This is a genomic window from Pararhizobium capsulatum DSM 1112, from assembly GCF_030814475.1.
GTDB classification, from domain to species: domain Bacteria; phylum Pseudomonadota; class Alphaproteobacteria; order Rhizobiales; family Rhizobiaceae; genus Pararhizobium; species Pararhizobium capsulatum.
The window spans coordinates 108,426-123,655 of record NZ_JAUSVF010000002.1 but is presented as its reverse complement, the minus strand read 5'-3'; the positions used below and the strand labels follow the sequence as shown (position 1 = coordinate 123,655).

Below are 15,230 nucleotides of genomic sequence, written 5' to 3'. Positions count from 1 at the left end.
GTCCCGATTTATTTGTCAGCCTGCGTCTGCCCCATGATCTCCTGTGCCGTAAAGTTGATGCCGCAGGTGGGGAAGGCGTTGCCGACGAAGAAGTTGTCAGACTGGTCGGGATAGAAATCTTGACCTTCCTTGAAATTCGGGTCTTCGACGATCGCCAGCGGTAGCTTGATTGACTGCGGAACGACCTCGCCTTCGAGCGCCGCAATGGCCGTCTTGATGGCGACGGCCACCTGGGCAGGACCTGTTCCGGCCGACGAGCATTTCAGACCCTCGGCAGCATGCTTGGAGCAGAATTTGCGGAACCCATTCTCGGTCTCACCGCCGAAGGGTACGAAGGCGTGGCCTGCATCGATCATCGCTTGCACGACGCCGGTGTCGCCACCCTGCGCGGTGATACCGTCGAATTTCTTGTGTACGGCGATGGCGTCGGCGGTCGCCTTCTGCGCAGTGGGATCGTCCCACTTGCCAAGCACCTCAACGACCTCCCATTTCTTGCCGGTTGCATCAAGGGTTTCGTGGATACCATTGTGACGATCCGTATCGACAGAGGTTCCGGCAACACCGCGCACTTCGAGGATTTTGCCACCATCAGGCAGATGACCTGCCAGCCAGTTTGCCCAGAGCACGCCGAGGCCTTTCTGGTCGACATTCACGTTGATCGCATCCTGCGTGTCGAGAATGTTGTCGAAGGCGACGAGGATGACGCCGGCTTCCTTGGCCCGCTTGATGACCGGCCCGAATGCCGTCGGGTTCTGGGCATTGACGACGATGGCATCATAGCCTGAATCGATGAAGTTGTTGATCGCGGAAATCTGCGCCGGAACGTCTTCTCCCGTGGAGACGACCTTGAATTCCTTCAGCTTGGCGGCCACGTCAGGCTGTGCGGCATAGGCCTTTGCTGTCTGGATCATCTGGATGCGCCAGGTATTGGCGATATAGCCGTTGGCGAGTGCGATCCGGAACGGGCCATCTTTTTTTGGAAACTTGAAGAACTTGGTGTCGGCCGCCCAAGGGGCGAAACAGTCCGGCTGAGCGGCGGGACCGCTGACCGTTTCCGGGTCGGCCATCGCAGTCGCACCTGAAAGCGTAAGCGCTGCGGCCGCAAGAATGCCGCCGACGAATGTCTTGAACATCGAATTCCTCCCACTTGTTGCCATTTCTGGACTGGCAGCGAAAGGCATTGAGAACGTCGACGACCCTTTTTGCAGATGCAAAACTGCATTCGGTTGCCGGTCCGGCAAGCATCTCGATGCGCGAGTCAGATGACGTCAGACGGGCTCCTCCCCGCGCGCCATATCGGGGATGGTAGCGCTACCAATCGAGATTGTAAAGCTATGATATAAGGTGTTGCTTTGTTAGCGATTCAGAATATTGGACCGCGTCGTACTTTCCCGGATTTTTAGCTCGAAGCCGAGATCGACAATCGCATTCGCAGGCCTTTCGCCTGCCAGCGCAGCCTGTACCATCGCAATTGCCTGTCGTCCGATCTCGAAGCGGGGTGTGCGGATACTGGTGATCGATGGAAAGGCCACAGCCATCATTTCGAGATCGTTGAACCCGGCAAGGCTGATGCGGGCCGGAACAGGCAGGCTGGCGCGTTGACAGGCGAACAGAACGCCCATTGCCAAATCGTCATTGTTGCAGACCAGGGCATCGATATTCGGTGTCTTGGCATACGCCATTCGAAAGAGATCGCCGCCTATCGACACGCTGGAGGGTAACGTCGTCGTCGTGATGAACGCGGGATCGAAGCAACCGGCAGCTTCCATGACGGCCTTATATCCGGAAAGACGCCGATGGGAGCGGGGGTCCATGCGCGCGCCGAGAAAGCCGATTCGCCGGCAACCGGCGTCAACAAGATGCTGGGTAACGGTCCTGCCTCCCTCGAAATGGGAAAAACCGACCATCATGTCCACCGGGTCTGGACCGATCTCCATGATCTGGACAACAGGGCAGCCTGCCTTTTCGAGCAAAGTTCTCGTCGCCGGCGTCTGATCGATGCCTGAGACTATCAGGCCGGAAGGATGCTGACTGAGGAACACCCGCAACAGCCGTTCCTCCTCGACGTCGGAATAGTGGGTGTTGGCGAATTGTATCTGCAGACGGCTATCTCGCAGGCCATCGTGAATGCCCCTCAGCACCTCTGCAAAAACATTGTTGGTCAGCGATGGTACCAGCACTCCGATGACAGCCGCACGGGCCGAGGCAAGAGCACTTGCATTTGGGTTGAGTACATATCCGAGATCGTCGATGGCAGTGAAAATCCGGTCACGACGCTCTACGGAAACCCTTTTGGGATCGCGCAAAGCCCGGGAAACAGTGATGGTGCCAACGCCGGCGCGTCTCGCGACGTCTGCAAGCGTCGGACGTCCGCTGCTGCGCCGCGCTCTGTTTTTTGCGTCTGAGGTCTCAACCATGAAATTCGGCCGGATGCCTTCCTGAGTGTATTAAAGCTCCTCGTACAGCGGGTTCCGTTGCCAACCGCAGTTGATCGAAGCGCCGTGACCAACGAAACAAAGATTGGCTCCGTTGTCGGTGGGTAACTCGCCAAAAATACTATGCTGGCGCAAACGAAGGTGCGACCTTCGATGTTTTCAACAACGATCGCGCCCATTTTTGAGAGGCGAGTGCGACACTTTACAGGCAGTTGGATGAGGCCGAAAGACGTTAATCACTGGAAAGCCTGTGATCCCAGAAAAGGAGCGGGGGTCGCCCATGGGATCGGCGTGAGCCGGTTCCTCTTTGATCAGGTTCTCGGTGCGAAGATCTGCCACCACCGTGCGACCTCGAAAGCCGACGGCAAAGGCGATCATCAGGACCGAATGGCGGACATAGACCAGGCTGTTGTCCGCTCAGGCCGAAGGCACATATGCTATGAGGTCGTTTTCGACGTTCTGAGCGGAAAGGAGTTCGGTGAGAGTCTCGCGCCGGTCCATCGGCGGAACGGACAAGCATGCTGCCGACTAAACCGAAGGTCGGGTGAGTTTTCCGATATTCGTATCTCTGGCCTTGGCAGCATCTCTAAAGTCGTGAGGAGGGTGACAAAGATCGCCCGGGGCTCGTGTTGGCGCTCGTCGCAACCTTGGAGGATGGAACCCCTGCCGTGTGGGTTCTGCCCATCACGCGGTCGCCACCCTCTGATCCAGGAGATGCGATCGAGATTCCACCCGCGACGAAACGTCGTCTCGGACTGGACGACGAGCGATCCTGGATTGTTTTGACAGAGAGCAACCGATTTATTTGTCTGGCCTGGGCCAGATGTACGGTCGGTCGATACCGAGAGCGGCTACTATGGCCCCCTGCCGCCGGCACTGTTCGATGAGGTCAAACGCCGCTTCGTCGAACTCGCGCGCGGACAACGTCATAGGGCAACCGCACGCAATCACTAACATTATATTATGATTGCTATTCTTTTCCTGGCGAAACCCTCAAGAAAGGGTGCGAAAATTCGCTTCTGGGCTTTATAGGTCTTGATCTGAACCCACTGGACCATTTTTGGTTAGAGTTTGCCAGGTAGCCTATTCACCCAGTAACTATACCAGCGACGACCGGGCTCGTTCGAGATAGTCGCCTGATCCTTTGGATGCGACCAGGGTCTCGCCATCGGTCACCGTTTTTCCGCGCACAAGCACCCGTACCGGCCAGCCCGTCACTTCCAGCCCCTCATAGGGCGTGTAGTCGGCGCCGTGGTGCAGGATGTCGTTTGTGATGGTCACGGATTTCTTCGGGTCCCAGAGGGCGATGTCGGCATCCGAACCGATCGCGATCGTGCCCTTCTGCGGATAGAGACCGTAGAGCTTAGCGTGATTGGTCGATGACAGCGCGACAAACCGGTTGAGATCGATCCGGCCTTTCCCGACGCCTTCGGAAAACAGAATCGGCAGCCGGGTCTCGACGCCCGGAATTCCGTTCGGAATCCAGCGGAAATTTTTCTTTCCCTTTTCGTTGAGCTTGCCTTGAGCATCCTCATAGCGAAACGGGCAATGGTCGGAGGAGAAAAGGTCGAACGTGCCGTTCTGCAGCCCTTCCCAGCAGGCAATCTGGCTTTCCTCGTCGCGGGGCGGCGGCGAGCAAACGAATTTTGCGCCTTCCAGTTCGGTGGCGTCGAGGTCGTCGGCCGTCAGCATTAGGTATTGCGGGCAGGTTTCACCGGCTACCTTGCTGCCCCGCCCGCGCGCCCGCTGGATTTCCTCCATTGCCTCGCGGTTCGAGACATGGACGATGACGATCGGCGTGTCGACGATTTCGGCCAGCGACAGCGCGCGGTGGGTCGCCTCGCGTTCGGCGGCGACCGGGCGGCTGGTGGCGTGGTATTTCGGAGCCAGTTCGCCATTCGCCTCATGACGGCCGATCAGGTAACGGATCGCATCCTCGTTCTCGCAATGGACCATGACCAGCGCGCCGGATGAACGGGCGCTGTCGAGCGTTGCAAGTATCTCGTCGTCGCGCAAACGTAGATTGTCGTAGGTCATGAAGACCTTGATCGAGGTATAGCCGTCTTCGACCAGCGCTGGCAGTTCCTGGCCCAGCACGTAGCCGGTGGGATCTGTGACAACCAGATGGAAGCTGACGTCGACATAACATTCGCCCTCGGCCTTGGCATGGTAGACCTTCAGCGATTCCCTCAGCGTCGTGCCTTTTTCCTGCATGCAGAACGGCATGACCGTAGTGTTGCCACCGAAGGCAGCCGACAGCGTGCCACTGGCGAAATCATCGGCCATGACGATCCCGTCACCGGACGGTTGAGCCAAATGCACATGGCTGTCGATACCGCCCGGCATGACGTAAAGGCCGCTGGCATCGATGATCTCTGCCGCATCGCCAAGGCTGTCCGCGAGTGCCGTGATCCGGCCATCGCGGATGCCGACGTCGCAGCGGAGCGTATCGCTGGCGGTGACGACGGTGCCGTTGCGGATGATCGTGTCGAATTGCATGCGGTCTGCTCCTGCCGTCAGGCTGTGGTGGTAACGGTGCCGGTAAGGATGGTGTCCAGTGCCTCGGTCATCCGGTCGATTTCCTCGATCGTGTTGTAGTGAACCATCGACACGCGAACCATGCCATTGTTTTCGGTGAGCTCAAGATACTCCGCCAGCCGGCGCGAATGAAAATCGCCGAAGCGAATCGCGATTCTGTGGGCATCCATGGCCCTGCAGATTTCAGCCGCATCACGGCCATCGAAGACGAAGCTGATGGTTGGAATACGGTTGCCATCTGCGTTCGAGCTGCGCCCAATGATCCGGCAGTCGTTGCGGCTCCTGAGGTAGCCGAGGAGCCGATCGACGAGGGCATTTTCCTGCGTCGTGATCGCGCCATAGGCGGCCACGATCTTTTCGCGAGTTGAACCGGTCTCCCCGGCCTTTTCGCCCAGCTCGCACAAGTAATCGACAATGCCGCAGGTGGAATAGGCGAGTTCATAGTTCGGGTTTCCGGGCTCCAGTTTGCCCGGCACTTTGTCCTTGCCGTAGAAATAATGGTAGAGCGTATCCAGCTCCAGCAGGTGATCGTATCTGCCGTACATCAGCGCGTAATGCGGACCATAGGTCTTGTAGAGGCTGAAGACATAATAATCGACATCGAGAGCCTGAACGTCAACCGCGCGGTGCGGCGCATAGGCGACGGCATCGACGCAGATGCGAGCGCCCTTGGCGTGCACGAAATTGGCGATCTCGCGCACCGGGTTGATCGAGCCCAGAATGTTGGACACATGGGTGATGCAGACGAGCCGGGTGCGATCCGACATCAACGGCTCGAGATCGGCAAGATCGAGCGCGTAGGTATCCTTGTTCAGCGGCCAGACCTTGATCACAATACCGGCGTCCCGCAGCTTGTCCCACGGGCCGATATTGGATTCGTGGTCCGCGATGGTGACGATGATCTCGTCTCCTGGCGTCAGCTGGCTCGTCATCGCACGAGCGAGATTCTGCAAGAGCGCCGTGGTGGAGCTGCCGAAAACGATTTCCTCGGGGCGTGACGCGTTGACGAGATGCATTGCCGCAGTCCGGGCCTCATAGAGTGCCTTTGCGGCCTGCTGCGAGACGTCGTAGGTGCCGCCGATCTGGACGTTCTTGTCATAGAGGAAGGTGTTGATCCGCTCGACGGCCCGTTTCAGGATCTGCGATCCGCCGGCATTGTCGAAAAAGGTCCAGCCATGGGAAAGACCGGGAAACTGGTTGCGGACGAAATCGATGTCCAGCTTGTCTTGGTTCGGCATGTGGTCCTCCAGACCGTCTTTTGTTTTTCTCAGTGGTTAAGAACGGCGCGCAGGAAGCTGCGTGTCCGTTCCTCCTTGGGGTTGTCGAAGATGTCGGCGGGCGTGCCCTCTTCGATGATACGACCGCCATCCATGAAGATGACGCGATCGGCCACCTGCCGGGCAAAACCCATTTCATGGGTTACGACCACCATCGTCACGCCGGTGCCGGCAAGCTTCTTCATCACGTCCAGCACCTCGCCGACCATTTCCGGATCGAGCGATGACGTCGGTTCGTCGAACAACATCACCTTCGGCTCCATGGCGAGAGCACGGGCGATCGCCACGCGCTGCTGCTGGCCGCCGGAGAGCTTGCCGGGATATTTTTCCGCCTGTTCGGAAATACCGACACGGGCGAGCAGTTCGAGAGCCTTGTATTCAGCATCAGCCGGCTTCGTGCCGCGCACCCGCATCGGCGCGAGCATGACGTTTTTGAGCACCGTGAGATGCGGAAAGAGGTTGAACGACTGGAACACCATGCCGACTTCGGCGCGCACCTTTGCCAGCGCCTTGCCAGGTCCGACGGTGACGCCATCGACCACGATGCTGCTGTCGTTGGAAAAGGCTTCCAGCCGATTGATGCAGCGGATAAGCGTGGACTTCCCGGAACCGGATGGCCCGATAACGCAGACCACCTCGCCCTCGGCAATATCGAGGTCGATGCCGTGCAGGACGGTGAAAATGCCATAGGCCTTTTTCAGATTGGTGATCTTGATGAGCGGGCTCATGGGCGCTTCTCCCCGCCGAAGTGTTTTTCGAGCCGCGCAACGATGCTGACCAGTGGCCAGAGGAGGGCGACGTAGATGAGCGCCGCACCGATCAACGGCGTCGGATTGGCGGACAATGCCTGTGCCTGCGTCGCCTGTTTCAACAGATCCGGCATGGCGACGACGGAGGCGAGCGCCGTATCCTTCAGCACGTTGATGCAATTGTTGGTGAGCGGGGGGATGACGATCTTGATAGCCTGCGGCAGGATCACATCGACCATCATATGGCGGCCCGAAAGGCCCAACGCCTGGGAAGCTTCGAACTGGCCGTGCGGAATGGCCTCGATGCCGGCGCGGAAAATCTCCGCCGTGTAGGCCGAGGACACCAGCGTAAGGGCCACGACGGCCGAGACGAAGGGCGAGAACCGGATACCGACGAAGGGCAGGGCGTAGTAAACAACGATCAGCAGCACCAGCAACGGGATCGATCGGAAGATGTCGATATAGATCTTGGCGAAAAACGGAACCGGGCCGGGTCCGTAAAGTCGGACGAGCGCCAGGAACAATCCGCCGACGAGGCCGGCGAGGATGCTGGTAATGCCGATTTCCAGCGTGACCAGCAGTCCCGACAGCAGAAGCGGGAAGGTGTTGATCAGGATCGGTATGTTGAAGAAGGTATTGAGCAGGTTCATGAGGTCACCGGCTGTCACTGTGGAGGTGATGGCGGCGCCGTAGCGTCGCCATCACGAGGGAGTACGGTTTACTTGGCAGCCGGCATGTCCATGACCATCACGGTCGAGGTCGTGTCCTCTGCCTTAGCGCCGAACCAGGTCTCGTGCAGCTTGGCGACGAAACCTTCCTTCTTCAGCGTCGAGATGACTTCGTTGACCTCGGTCGCCAGTGGATCGCCCTTGTTGAACATCACAGAGTATTTCTCGCCCGTTGTGATACGCTCGACGACCTTCAGTTCCGGCTTGTCCTTGACGTAGTAGAGCAGTGCTGGAATGTCGCTGATGTAGCCGTCGACGCGGCCGGCAACAAGGTCGAGCATAGCTGGCGACAGTCCCTCGAACTTGCGGATTTCGCCGAGCTTGTACTTTGCCGTGTTGGTCGTCGCCCACATGTCTCCGGTCGAACCGGTATCGACGCCGACGACCTTGCCTTCCATGCCCGAAAGCCCGGTTATACCGCTGGCAGCAGTCACTGTCAGCGACTGGTCGCTGTCGTAATAGGGCTGCGCGAAAGTCACGGATTCCAGCCGTTTCTCGGTAATGGTGATCGAGGAGACCGCCATGTTGATGCGGCCAGACTGCACGGCGGAGAACAGGCCGCTGAACGGAATGTTGACGAACTCGATCGACTTGCCCAGCCGCTTGCCGATTTCGGTCACGAGATCGACTTCGAAGCCGACGGTTTTGCCTGAGGCATCCTGGAATTCCCACGGCACGTTGCCAATGTTGGCACCGACGGTCAGGTCGGCGGCAACGGTTGACGAGACGAAGCTCGCTGCGGCAAGAACGCCGGACAGCAGGGCGGATTTGATGAGTATAAGCGCTTTCATGAGGTTCCCCTTGATTTTTTGGCCTTAACACGTTTACGCTTGGTCTAACTGGTCAGACCAGTAGGACCAGACAAGCACGCTTGTTTGGCAATTGCAAGACACGGTGTCGATAAAATAGACTTGGCGCAAAAATAGGCTATGGCGCTTGTCGCGCAGAGCCGCGCCGACGGGACAGATGGAAAACACATGCGATGCTGAACAAGACCCTGGTACCCCAATCCGTCGCCCGCGAGATCCAGAGTATGATCCAGAACGGCAGCCTGAAGCTGGGCGAGAAGATCCCGTCGCAACGGGAATTCTCGCAGAAATTCGGCATCAGCCGGGCATCGCTTCGGGAAGCGTTGCTAACCTTGGAAACACTGGGCTTGCTGAAGACAGAGGCGGGGCGGGGCACATTCGTTTCCGGCGGCCCATCCTCCGCATCGAACCATATGGCGCCATGGCGTTATTCCGACAGCTATTCGGTGTTCGACGTGTTCCAGACCCGCATCATGTTGGAGGGACAAATCGCCAGTCTTTCGGCCGGGCGGTTGACCGCAATCCAACTCGACCAGATGGAGCGCCTCACGCGACAGATGGAAGAATGCTGGGCAAAACAAGACCTCTTGGCCAATGTCGAGGCGGACCTGGAATTCCATGCGATTGTCGCATCCGCCTGCAGCAACGTTATGTTGCGTGCCCTATACCAGAACGTGCGCGAGCAGCTGACGGAAACCCAGCGCCAACCGATCCCGATCACCGATCCCTCACGGATGAACGCCTCGATCGCGGAACACCGGCGTATTATCGTTGCCCTGCGCGCCAACGACCCGGCGGTCGCTCGCCTGGAAATGGAGACACACATCCGCAACACAGCGCGGTGTGCTGGGCTAGATCCTTGATGGTTAGTAAACCTTCGTCGGAATTGGGAGGCGTATAGTGTTCATAAACATGCCTATCGCCACAATCGATGTAACGGATTGATTATAAAAAGACGTCGGAATTATAGTGATTTCCGAATGGGTTCGGTGCAATTCCTTCAAGGCGTTGGCATACGTTTGACGGCATATTGCTTGCGTCCAAACTCCACGCAATTAACGCTCAGCCACCGTCCAATGTTTTCACCTGCGTGAGAGCAGGAAACAGGCGTATCCACAGAAGCACAACGATAATTGTACCAACGCCGCCCACCACACCGGTGAGCACTGGGCCGAGTAACGCGGCCATCATACCGGACTCGAATTCACCCAGTTGATTGGATGTTCCAATGAACAGGGAGTTGACCGCGTTGACACGTCCGCGCATTTCATCGGGGGTGAGCAGCTGTACAAGAGAGCTGCGTACCACGACACTAACGGTGTCGGAGGCTCCAACAACGAACAAAGCTGCGGCCGACAATGCAATGCTCGTGGACAGAGCAAAGACAATGGTTGCAAGGCCGAAAATGGCAACTGCCCAGAACATTTTTCTGCCCGCCCCGGTCTTTAGCGGATAACGTGCCAAGACGATGGACATGGTCAGTGCGCCGATTGCCGGGCTTGCTCGCAGAAGACCGAGCCCCCACGGCCCCGCGTGCAGAATGTCGCGGGCAAACATCGGTAGGAGCGCCGTTGCGCCGCCCAGCAGCACGGCGAACAGATCGAGCGAGATGGTGCCGAGCATAATCGGCTTGCTGCGAATAAACGACACGCCTGCAAACACCGAGGCGAGGGTTATTGGCTGGCGCGGGGCCGTTCGCCGCTCCATGCGGATGGAAATCACATTGATGCTGGCGATGAGAAACAGCACGAAGGACACGGCAAACGGAGCGACGGCATCCAGGCCGTACAGCAAGCCGCCGAGTGATGGGCCAACAATCAAGGCCGTCTGCATCATCGATGTTGTGGTTGCAATTGATCTTTGAAGAAGCGTGATCGGAACGATGTTCGGCAGAAGTGCAGCCATCGTCGGCCGCTCAAAGGCCTGCGCCGCACCGAGAATGGCAACGGCTATCAGGATACCCGTAGCGTTCAAGGACTGGTGCCAAACGGCAAATGCAAGCACCAAAACGGTCGATGCCTCGACCAGTTGACACACCAGGCCGATCCTTCGCCTGTCGAAACGGTCCGCGATCTGTCCGACAACGAAGGTCAGCACTACCATGGGCAGGAACTGGCAGAGTCCGACAAGTCCAAGGGCAAAAGCACTATGCGTTTGGTCGTAGATCATCCAGCCCACGGCGACGGCCACCGACTGGAAGCCAAGAGAGGAAAAAACACGGGAGGCTGCGAAGTTGAGGTAACCCGGATGCAGCAGGACACTGTCCCGGACGGGTTGAATGCTATCCATATTGATTTTCCGACAACGACTGATGAATTGGCCCCGCGCTGTTGAGGCCCATGGCGACTGCCGGCCGCTTGTTCAAATTCGAAGCTAAAGCATTGGCCGGCCCGTGTGGCACGAGTATTATCGTGCGTGCTTCATTGCAACATCTATCACGCCCAAGAAATGTTCAGACTAAGAGTACCCGCCAACGCTCACATATTTGATGACTGGCGTCCCTGGACAATGGCCGAAGGCAAGATTGCGCCGATACCGTTGAAAAAGTCGGCGTTGCTGTCGGTGCGAAGTTCTGTTTCACTCCTTCTAGGGATTTAGGAGGATGTGCCGATGATGGGCGAGCGGACGATAGCGCAGGAAGCGCTGTTTTACGGGTTCAGCATCGAGCGTCACGTCCCGGCGAACCATCTTCTTCGGTCTATCGACCGCTTCGTCGATCTGTCTGGTCTTCGGTCTCACTTGCGCCCTTTCTACAGATCGGGCGCCCCTCGATTGATCCGGACCTGATGATCCGCATGCTGATCGTTAGTTACTGCCTCGGCATCCGTTCGGAGCGTCGGCTGTGTGAAGAGGTGCATCTGAACCTTGCTTATCGCTGGTTCTGCAGGCTCGGCCTTGAAGGTGATGTCCCGGATCATTCGACTTTCGCCAAGAGCCGGCATGGTCGTTTCCGGGATAGCGATCTGCTGCGCGAACTGTTCGGCACGACAGTAAGGCGTTGCATCGAAGAGGGCCTTGTCGGCGGCGAAGGCTTCGCCGTCGATGCGAGCCCGATCAAGGTGGATGCGAACAGGCAGCGCTCAGCGGACGGATCGGAAACGGTCGACTGCAAAGCTAAGGCCGAGACCCGCCGCTCGGTTCAGGAATATCTCGACACGCTGGATGACGCAGCATGGGGTGACGCCAGCGAAGCAAAGCCGAAGTTCGTATCGAGGTCGGACCCGGCAGCTCAATGGACCGGAGCGATGAAAGGCCACGCCTTCTTCGCTTATGCTACCAACTATCTGATCGATTTGGATAATGCCGTCATCGTTGATGTCGAGGCGAGCCGTGCGATCCGGCAGGCGGAGCTCGGCGCGGCACGCACCATGATTGACCGTACTTAGGATAGCTTCGGTCTCTTTCCGGAACGGTTGGCCGCCGACAGCGCCTATGGTTCGGCAGAGATGTTGGGCTGGCTGGTCCACGAACGCGGGATAGAGCTGCATATTCCAGTCTTCGACAAGTCCGAACGGCGTGATGGCACATTCGAGCGTGCCGACTTTGCTTACGACCACAGGCGCGATCTCTATACCTGCCCTGGTGGCAAGGAGTTACGCTCTCGACAAATCACCTACAAAAACGAACGTCCACTCGTGGATGAAGATGGCATGGTACGCTATCGGGCCAGCAAACTCGACTGCGATGCCTGCGCCCTGAAACCTCGATGCTGCCCGAACGCCCGGGCGCGAAAGATACCACGCTCCATCCATGAGGGCGCTCGCGACTTGGCGCGCGATATCGCCAAGACCGAAGCCTATGTTACGTCGAGGCATCAGAGGAAAAAGGTCGAGATGCTTTTTGCCCACCTCAAACGCATCCTCAAACTGGATCGCCTGCGATTACGAGGGCCGAACGGAGCGCGTGATGAGTTCCACCCCGCCGCCGCCGCCCAAAACCTCCGGAAACTCGCAAAGCTAATCCCCCCAATGCCAAAACCGGCGTGAAGGGAAATACATCTCGGCACGTCCCTACGACGGAAACGTCGGAGCAAGATCAACACACGCCTTTTTCAACGGTATCGGCCGACAGGCGACAAAAGCTCGGCCGCTGCGCCGTCAATTGCAGTTTTTGTGGCACAAGGGCTATAGTGGCGCTCGCGCCAAGCCGGTGGCTAACGCCGCCCAGGGTTCACCGGGTGATTTCGGAGGATGACCAATGACCGATGCGTCCGTTAACGTCCGCTACATGGTCAATGACGTTGAGGCATCTATCGCCTGGTATACCGGCCACCTTAACTTCGCGCTAATTTCGAACCACGCCCCCGCTTTTGCAGATGTAAGGCGCGGTGCGTTGAGGCTCCTACTCAGCGGGCCGAAGAGTTCGGCGGGGCGGCCGATGCCAGACGGAGAGCAGCCAGGTCCCGGAGGCTGGAACCGCATTCACATTATTGTCGATGACTTGCCGGCCGAGGTGACGCGGTTGCGGATGGCTGGCGTACGGTTCCGGAATGAAACTGTCACCGGACCGGGTGGGATGCAGATATTGTTGATTGATCCTTCTGGGAACCTAGTCGAGCTGTTCCAGCCAGCTCGTGGGTGAAGATTCAAATACGACCAAATTGCTGACACGCGTGCCAAGCCGAATCCCGACCACCGACGAACGCCCGTGGTCGCCCATGCGCCAATAGGAGACGTTGTGGTGTGCGACCTAACGCATTCCCGGTCGATACCGGAAAGCATCGACGAACGCCGAGAAGGCTGGCGAGGGATTTCGACGGCTTGATAGTATAGGCGACCTGGAAGGTCGGGCATCACTCCATATTCACGATCCGCTCTACGTCTTGTCGGCGATACTCGTATGTGGCGTCGGTGCCTGGCTGGCGTCGAATCTTTTTCACAAAGTGGGTTCCAGGCGCGATCTCGTCAAGAAAGCGGCGTTTCTCTACTGGCAGGCATGGTCGCCGGGTCAACAATTGCACGACGCATTTCGTCGCGATGCTTGGCGTCGAGTTCCCTTTCCCCCATACCTACAGCTTTGACAAAACCCTGCTCTAACTTTGCGCCGTCGTCCTGTCTTCTGCGGGATTTCTGATTCGGGGCATCGGCGAGTTTCCATTTGCCCATGTCGTCGGCGGCGCAGTTATTGGCGGCGGCATTGAAATTATGCATTTTGTTGGCCTGTCCGCACTCATCTTCGATGGCGTCAGGTTGCGCGCGCAACTGAACCTAGCCCAGTTCGGTAAATAACTGTTCGGTGCGAGCCTCCGGCATACATGTTGAGTGCAGGCAACGCCGAGTCGGTCAGCTTCAATCATTTCGGGAGATTGAAGCGATGCGCTTGAAGCCACGGCTTGTGCCGCTGTTGTCGGCCAGGTTGGGCGTTTACCGCCAACGCTCGGAACGACGACGCGCGGACGTGGATCGTTAGCAATTGGGCTTGGACATAGGCCATTCGTCACTTGGAGAGAGTGTCGAACCAGTTCTTCCACAGGGGCACCGCCGTGGCGAAGGTGCCGCGATGTGTCGTGCTTCCCGTTGATATCGCTTCCACGCTTTGATTGCCGGCTCCGATCGCGTGCTGATAGGTCATCGCAAGCTGTCCCAGGCCGACGCTAACGGCCTCGTCACTTCCCCCGTAGTAGTTTCGGACCGGCGTCTTGATGACCCAGCGGTATGCTTGGGCCTCTTGCAGGAGCCGTCCATAGGCCGAAGCCGCGAAAAACTGCGGATCAAAATACTCGGCACGAACCAGCTTATGTACGTCCGTCGGGACATCGGCGGGGTTGAAGGGCTGTCTTTCGTATGCCTTTCGCGAAACTTCGTAGTACTCGTCGTTGATGACAGAGCGTGCGAGACCCGGCACGCGGTAGTAGTTCTCAAAGGAGAAGGACGACAGTATGACGATCGTTGTCAGCCAGGGCGCATCATTCTTGCGGGGAAAGTTCAGCACGCCGTTCAATGCCACAAAGATATCGATCGGCGCGCTAGCTGTTGCGGTTGCTTGCACCGGTACGCCTGAACTCTCAAGTCTTTCCAGTGCCGCCATTGTTACGAAACCGCCTTGCGACCATCCCGCCAGGAATAGTTGGTTGCCGCGAAGATCGAGGTGATCGAGAACAGATTGACTTGCAGTTAGCATATCGACCGTAGCCTGTTGATGACTGCCTTTCACCAGGTAGCTATCGGGCTGATCGGATGAGCCCAGTCCGAAGTAGTCCGGACCGATGAGGATGTAACCCTGCCCAGCGAACTGCGCGATCATCAGCTCAGTCTCAGGTGATTGCTCAGGGAAGGACGGCACCTCCTTCTTCCCGTAAACGGTGCCATGCTGGTACGAGACGATGGGAAATTCCTTGTCCGCGGTCTCCGGAATGGCGATCAGACCAGTCGCCACAATCGGCGTGTTGCCATGCTCTGGGATAACCGAGAGATACGTCACGCGATAAAGCCGCACTGCATTGCTCGCTGGACTGTACGATACGGGAATTCCAGCAAACTTTGGCGTATCGACTTTCAGTATCTGATTCAGCCGATCGACATCCCAACGCTCCAGAAACTGATACTCAATCCCGGAGGTTACCTGAATTGGCGGATTGTCCTGTGCCACCGCAGGCGAGGAAACAATAGAAAACCCGCACAGCACTAAAATCGCTGCAAGCGTTGGAATAAGGCGCAGCATTGTTGCCTCCATTGGTTCAACAGTTCTCGTAACA

The 15,230-nt window shown here is 57.9% G+C and carries 12 protein-coding genes and 2 pseudogenes; 5 read left to right on the top strand and 9 right to left on the bottom strand.

Annotated features, from left to right (window positions below):
* Positions 1 to 8 precede the first annotated feature (8 nt).
* Both QO002_RS21065 and gntR read right to left on the bottom strand, forming a co-directional pair.
* Positions 9 to 1,133 (bottom strand): sugar ABC transporter substrate-binding protein, encoded by a 1,125-nt coding sequence (locus tag QO002_RS21065; RefSeq protein WP_307233672.1) that lies wholly within the window; start codon positions 1,131 to 1,133, stop codon positions 9 to 11.
* 222 nt (positions 1,134 to 1,355) lie between these two features.
* Positions 1,356 to 2,417 (bottom strand): HTH-type transcriptional regulator GntR, encoded by a 1,062-nt coding sequence (gene gntR / locus QO002_RS21060; RefSeq protein ID WP_307233671.1) that lies wholly within the window; start codon positions 2,415 to 2,417, stop codon positions 1,356 to 1,358.
* Positions 2,418 to 2,953: 536 nt separating this feature from the next.
* Between gntR and QO002_RS21055 the strand changes: the two are divergent.
* Positions 2,954 to 3,389 (top strand): annotated as a pseudogene (locus QO002_RS21055) (plasmid maintenance toxin (PemK-like)).
* Positions 3,390 to 3,533: 144 nt separating this feature from the next.
* Here QO002_RS21055 and hydA read toward each other — a convergent pair.
* The 5 genes from hydA to QO002_RS21030 all read right to left on the bottom strand — a co-directional run bounded on the left by hydA (position 3,534) and on the right by QO002_RS21030 (position 8,518).
* Positions 3,534 to 4,934 (bottom strand): dihydropyrimidinase, encoded by a 1,401-nt coding sequence (hydA, locus tag QO002_RS21050; RefSeq protein ID WP_307233670.1) that lies wholly within the window; start codon positions 4,932 to 4,934, stop codon positions 3,534 to 3,536.
* 17 nt (positions 4,935 to 4,951) lie between these two features.
* Positions 4,952 to 6,211: a cysteine desulfurase-like protein gene (locus QO002_RS21045; RefSeq protein WP_307233669.1), complete on the bottom strand. Its 1,260-nt coding sequence runs from the start codon at positions 6,209 to 6,211 to the stop codon at positions 4,952 to 4,954.
* Between the two features lie 29 nt (positions 6,212 to 6,240).
* The gene (locus tag QO002_RS21040; RefSeq protein ID WP_307233667.1) at positions 6,241 to 6,978 is read right to left on the bottom strand and encodes an amino acid ABC transporter ATP-binding protein; all 738 of its coding nucleotides are present in this window, start codon (positions 6,976 to 6,978) and stop codon (positions 6,241 to 6,243) included.
* A complete protein-coding gene (locus tag QO002_RS21035; protein WP_307233666.1) occupies positions 6,975 to 7,649 on the bottom strand; it encodes an amino acid ABC transporter permease in 675 nt (224 codons plus the stop codon). Before QO002_RS21035 ends, QO002_RS21040 begins: the two co-directional genes overlap by 4 nt.
* Positions 7,650 to 7,717: 68 nt before the next feature.
* Complete coding sequence (locus tag QO002_RS21030) at positions 7,718 to 8,518, bottom strand: ABC transporter substrate-binding protein (RefSeq protein ID WP_307233665.1); 801 nt, start codon at positions 8,516 to 8,518, stop codon at positions 7,718 to 7,720.
* Positions 8,519 to 8,709: 191 nt separating this feature from the next.
* Between QO002_RS21030 and QO002_RS21025 the strand changes: the two genes are divergently transcribed.
* Positions 8,710 to 9,399, top strand: a complete 690-nt coding sequence (locus QO002_RS21025; protein WP_307233664.1) for a FadR/GntR family transcriptional regulator — start codon at positions 8,710 to 8,712, stop codon at positions 9,397 to 9,399.
* A gap of 199 nt (positions 9,400 to 9,598) precedes the next feature.
* On the opposite strand, the gene QO002_RS21020 is transcribed toward QO002_RS21025, so the two are convergent.
* Positions 9,599 to 10,825, bottom strand: a complete 1,227-nt coding sequence (locus tag QO002_RS21020; protein ID WP_307233663.1) for an MFS transporter — start codon at positions 10,823 to 10,825, stop codon at positions 9,599 to 9,601.
* A 321-nt stretch (positions 10,826 to 11,146) separates the two neighbouring features.
* On the opposite strand from QO002_RS21020, the pseudogene QO002_RS21015 reads away from it, so the two are divergent.
* The 3 genes and pseudogenes from QO002_RS21015 to QO002_RS31180 all read left to right on the top strand — a co-directional run bounded on the left by QO002_RS21015 (position 11,147) and on the right by QO002_RS31180 (position 13,572).
* Positions 11,147 to 12,522, top strand: a pseudogene (locus QO002_RS21015) (transposase).
* Positions 12,523 to 12,733: 211 nt separating this feature from the next.
* Positions 12,734 to 13,117: a VOC family protein gene (locus tag QO002_RS21010; RefSeq protein ID WP_307233662.1), complete on the top strand. Its 384-nt coding sequence runs from the start codon at positions 12,734 to 12,736 to the stop codon at positions 13,115 to 13,117.
* A 395-nt stretch (positions 13,118 to 13,512) separates the two neighbouring features.
* Positions 13,513 to 13,572 (top strand): hypothetical protein, encoded by a 60-nt coding sequence (locus QO002_RS31180; protein WP_503128900.1) that lies wholly within the window; start codon positions 13,513 to 13,515, stop codon positions 13,570 to 13,572.
* A 400-nt stretch (positions 13,573 to 13,972) separates the two neighbouring features.
* Here QO002_RS31180 and QO002_RS21000 read toward each other — a convergent pair whose 3' ends face one another.
* Positions 13,973 to 15,196: an alpha/beta hydrolase family protein gene (locus QO002_RS21000; RefSeq protein ID WP_307233660.1), complete on the bottom strand. Its 1,224-nt coding sequence runs from the start codon at positions 15,194 to 15,196 to the stop codon at positions 13,973 to 13,975.
* Positions 15,197 to 15,230: the final 34 nt, after the last annotated feature.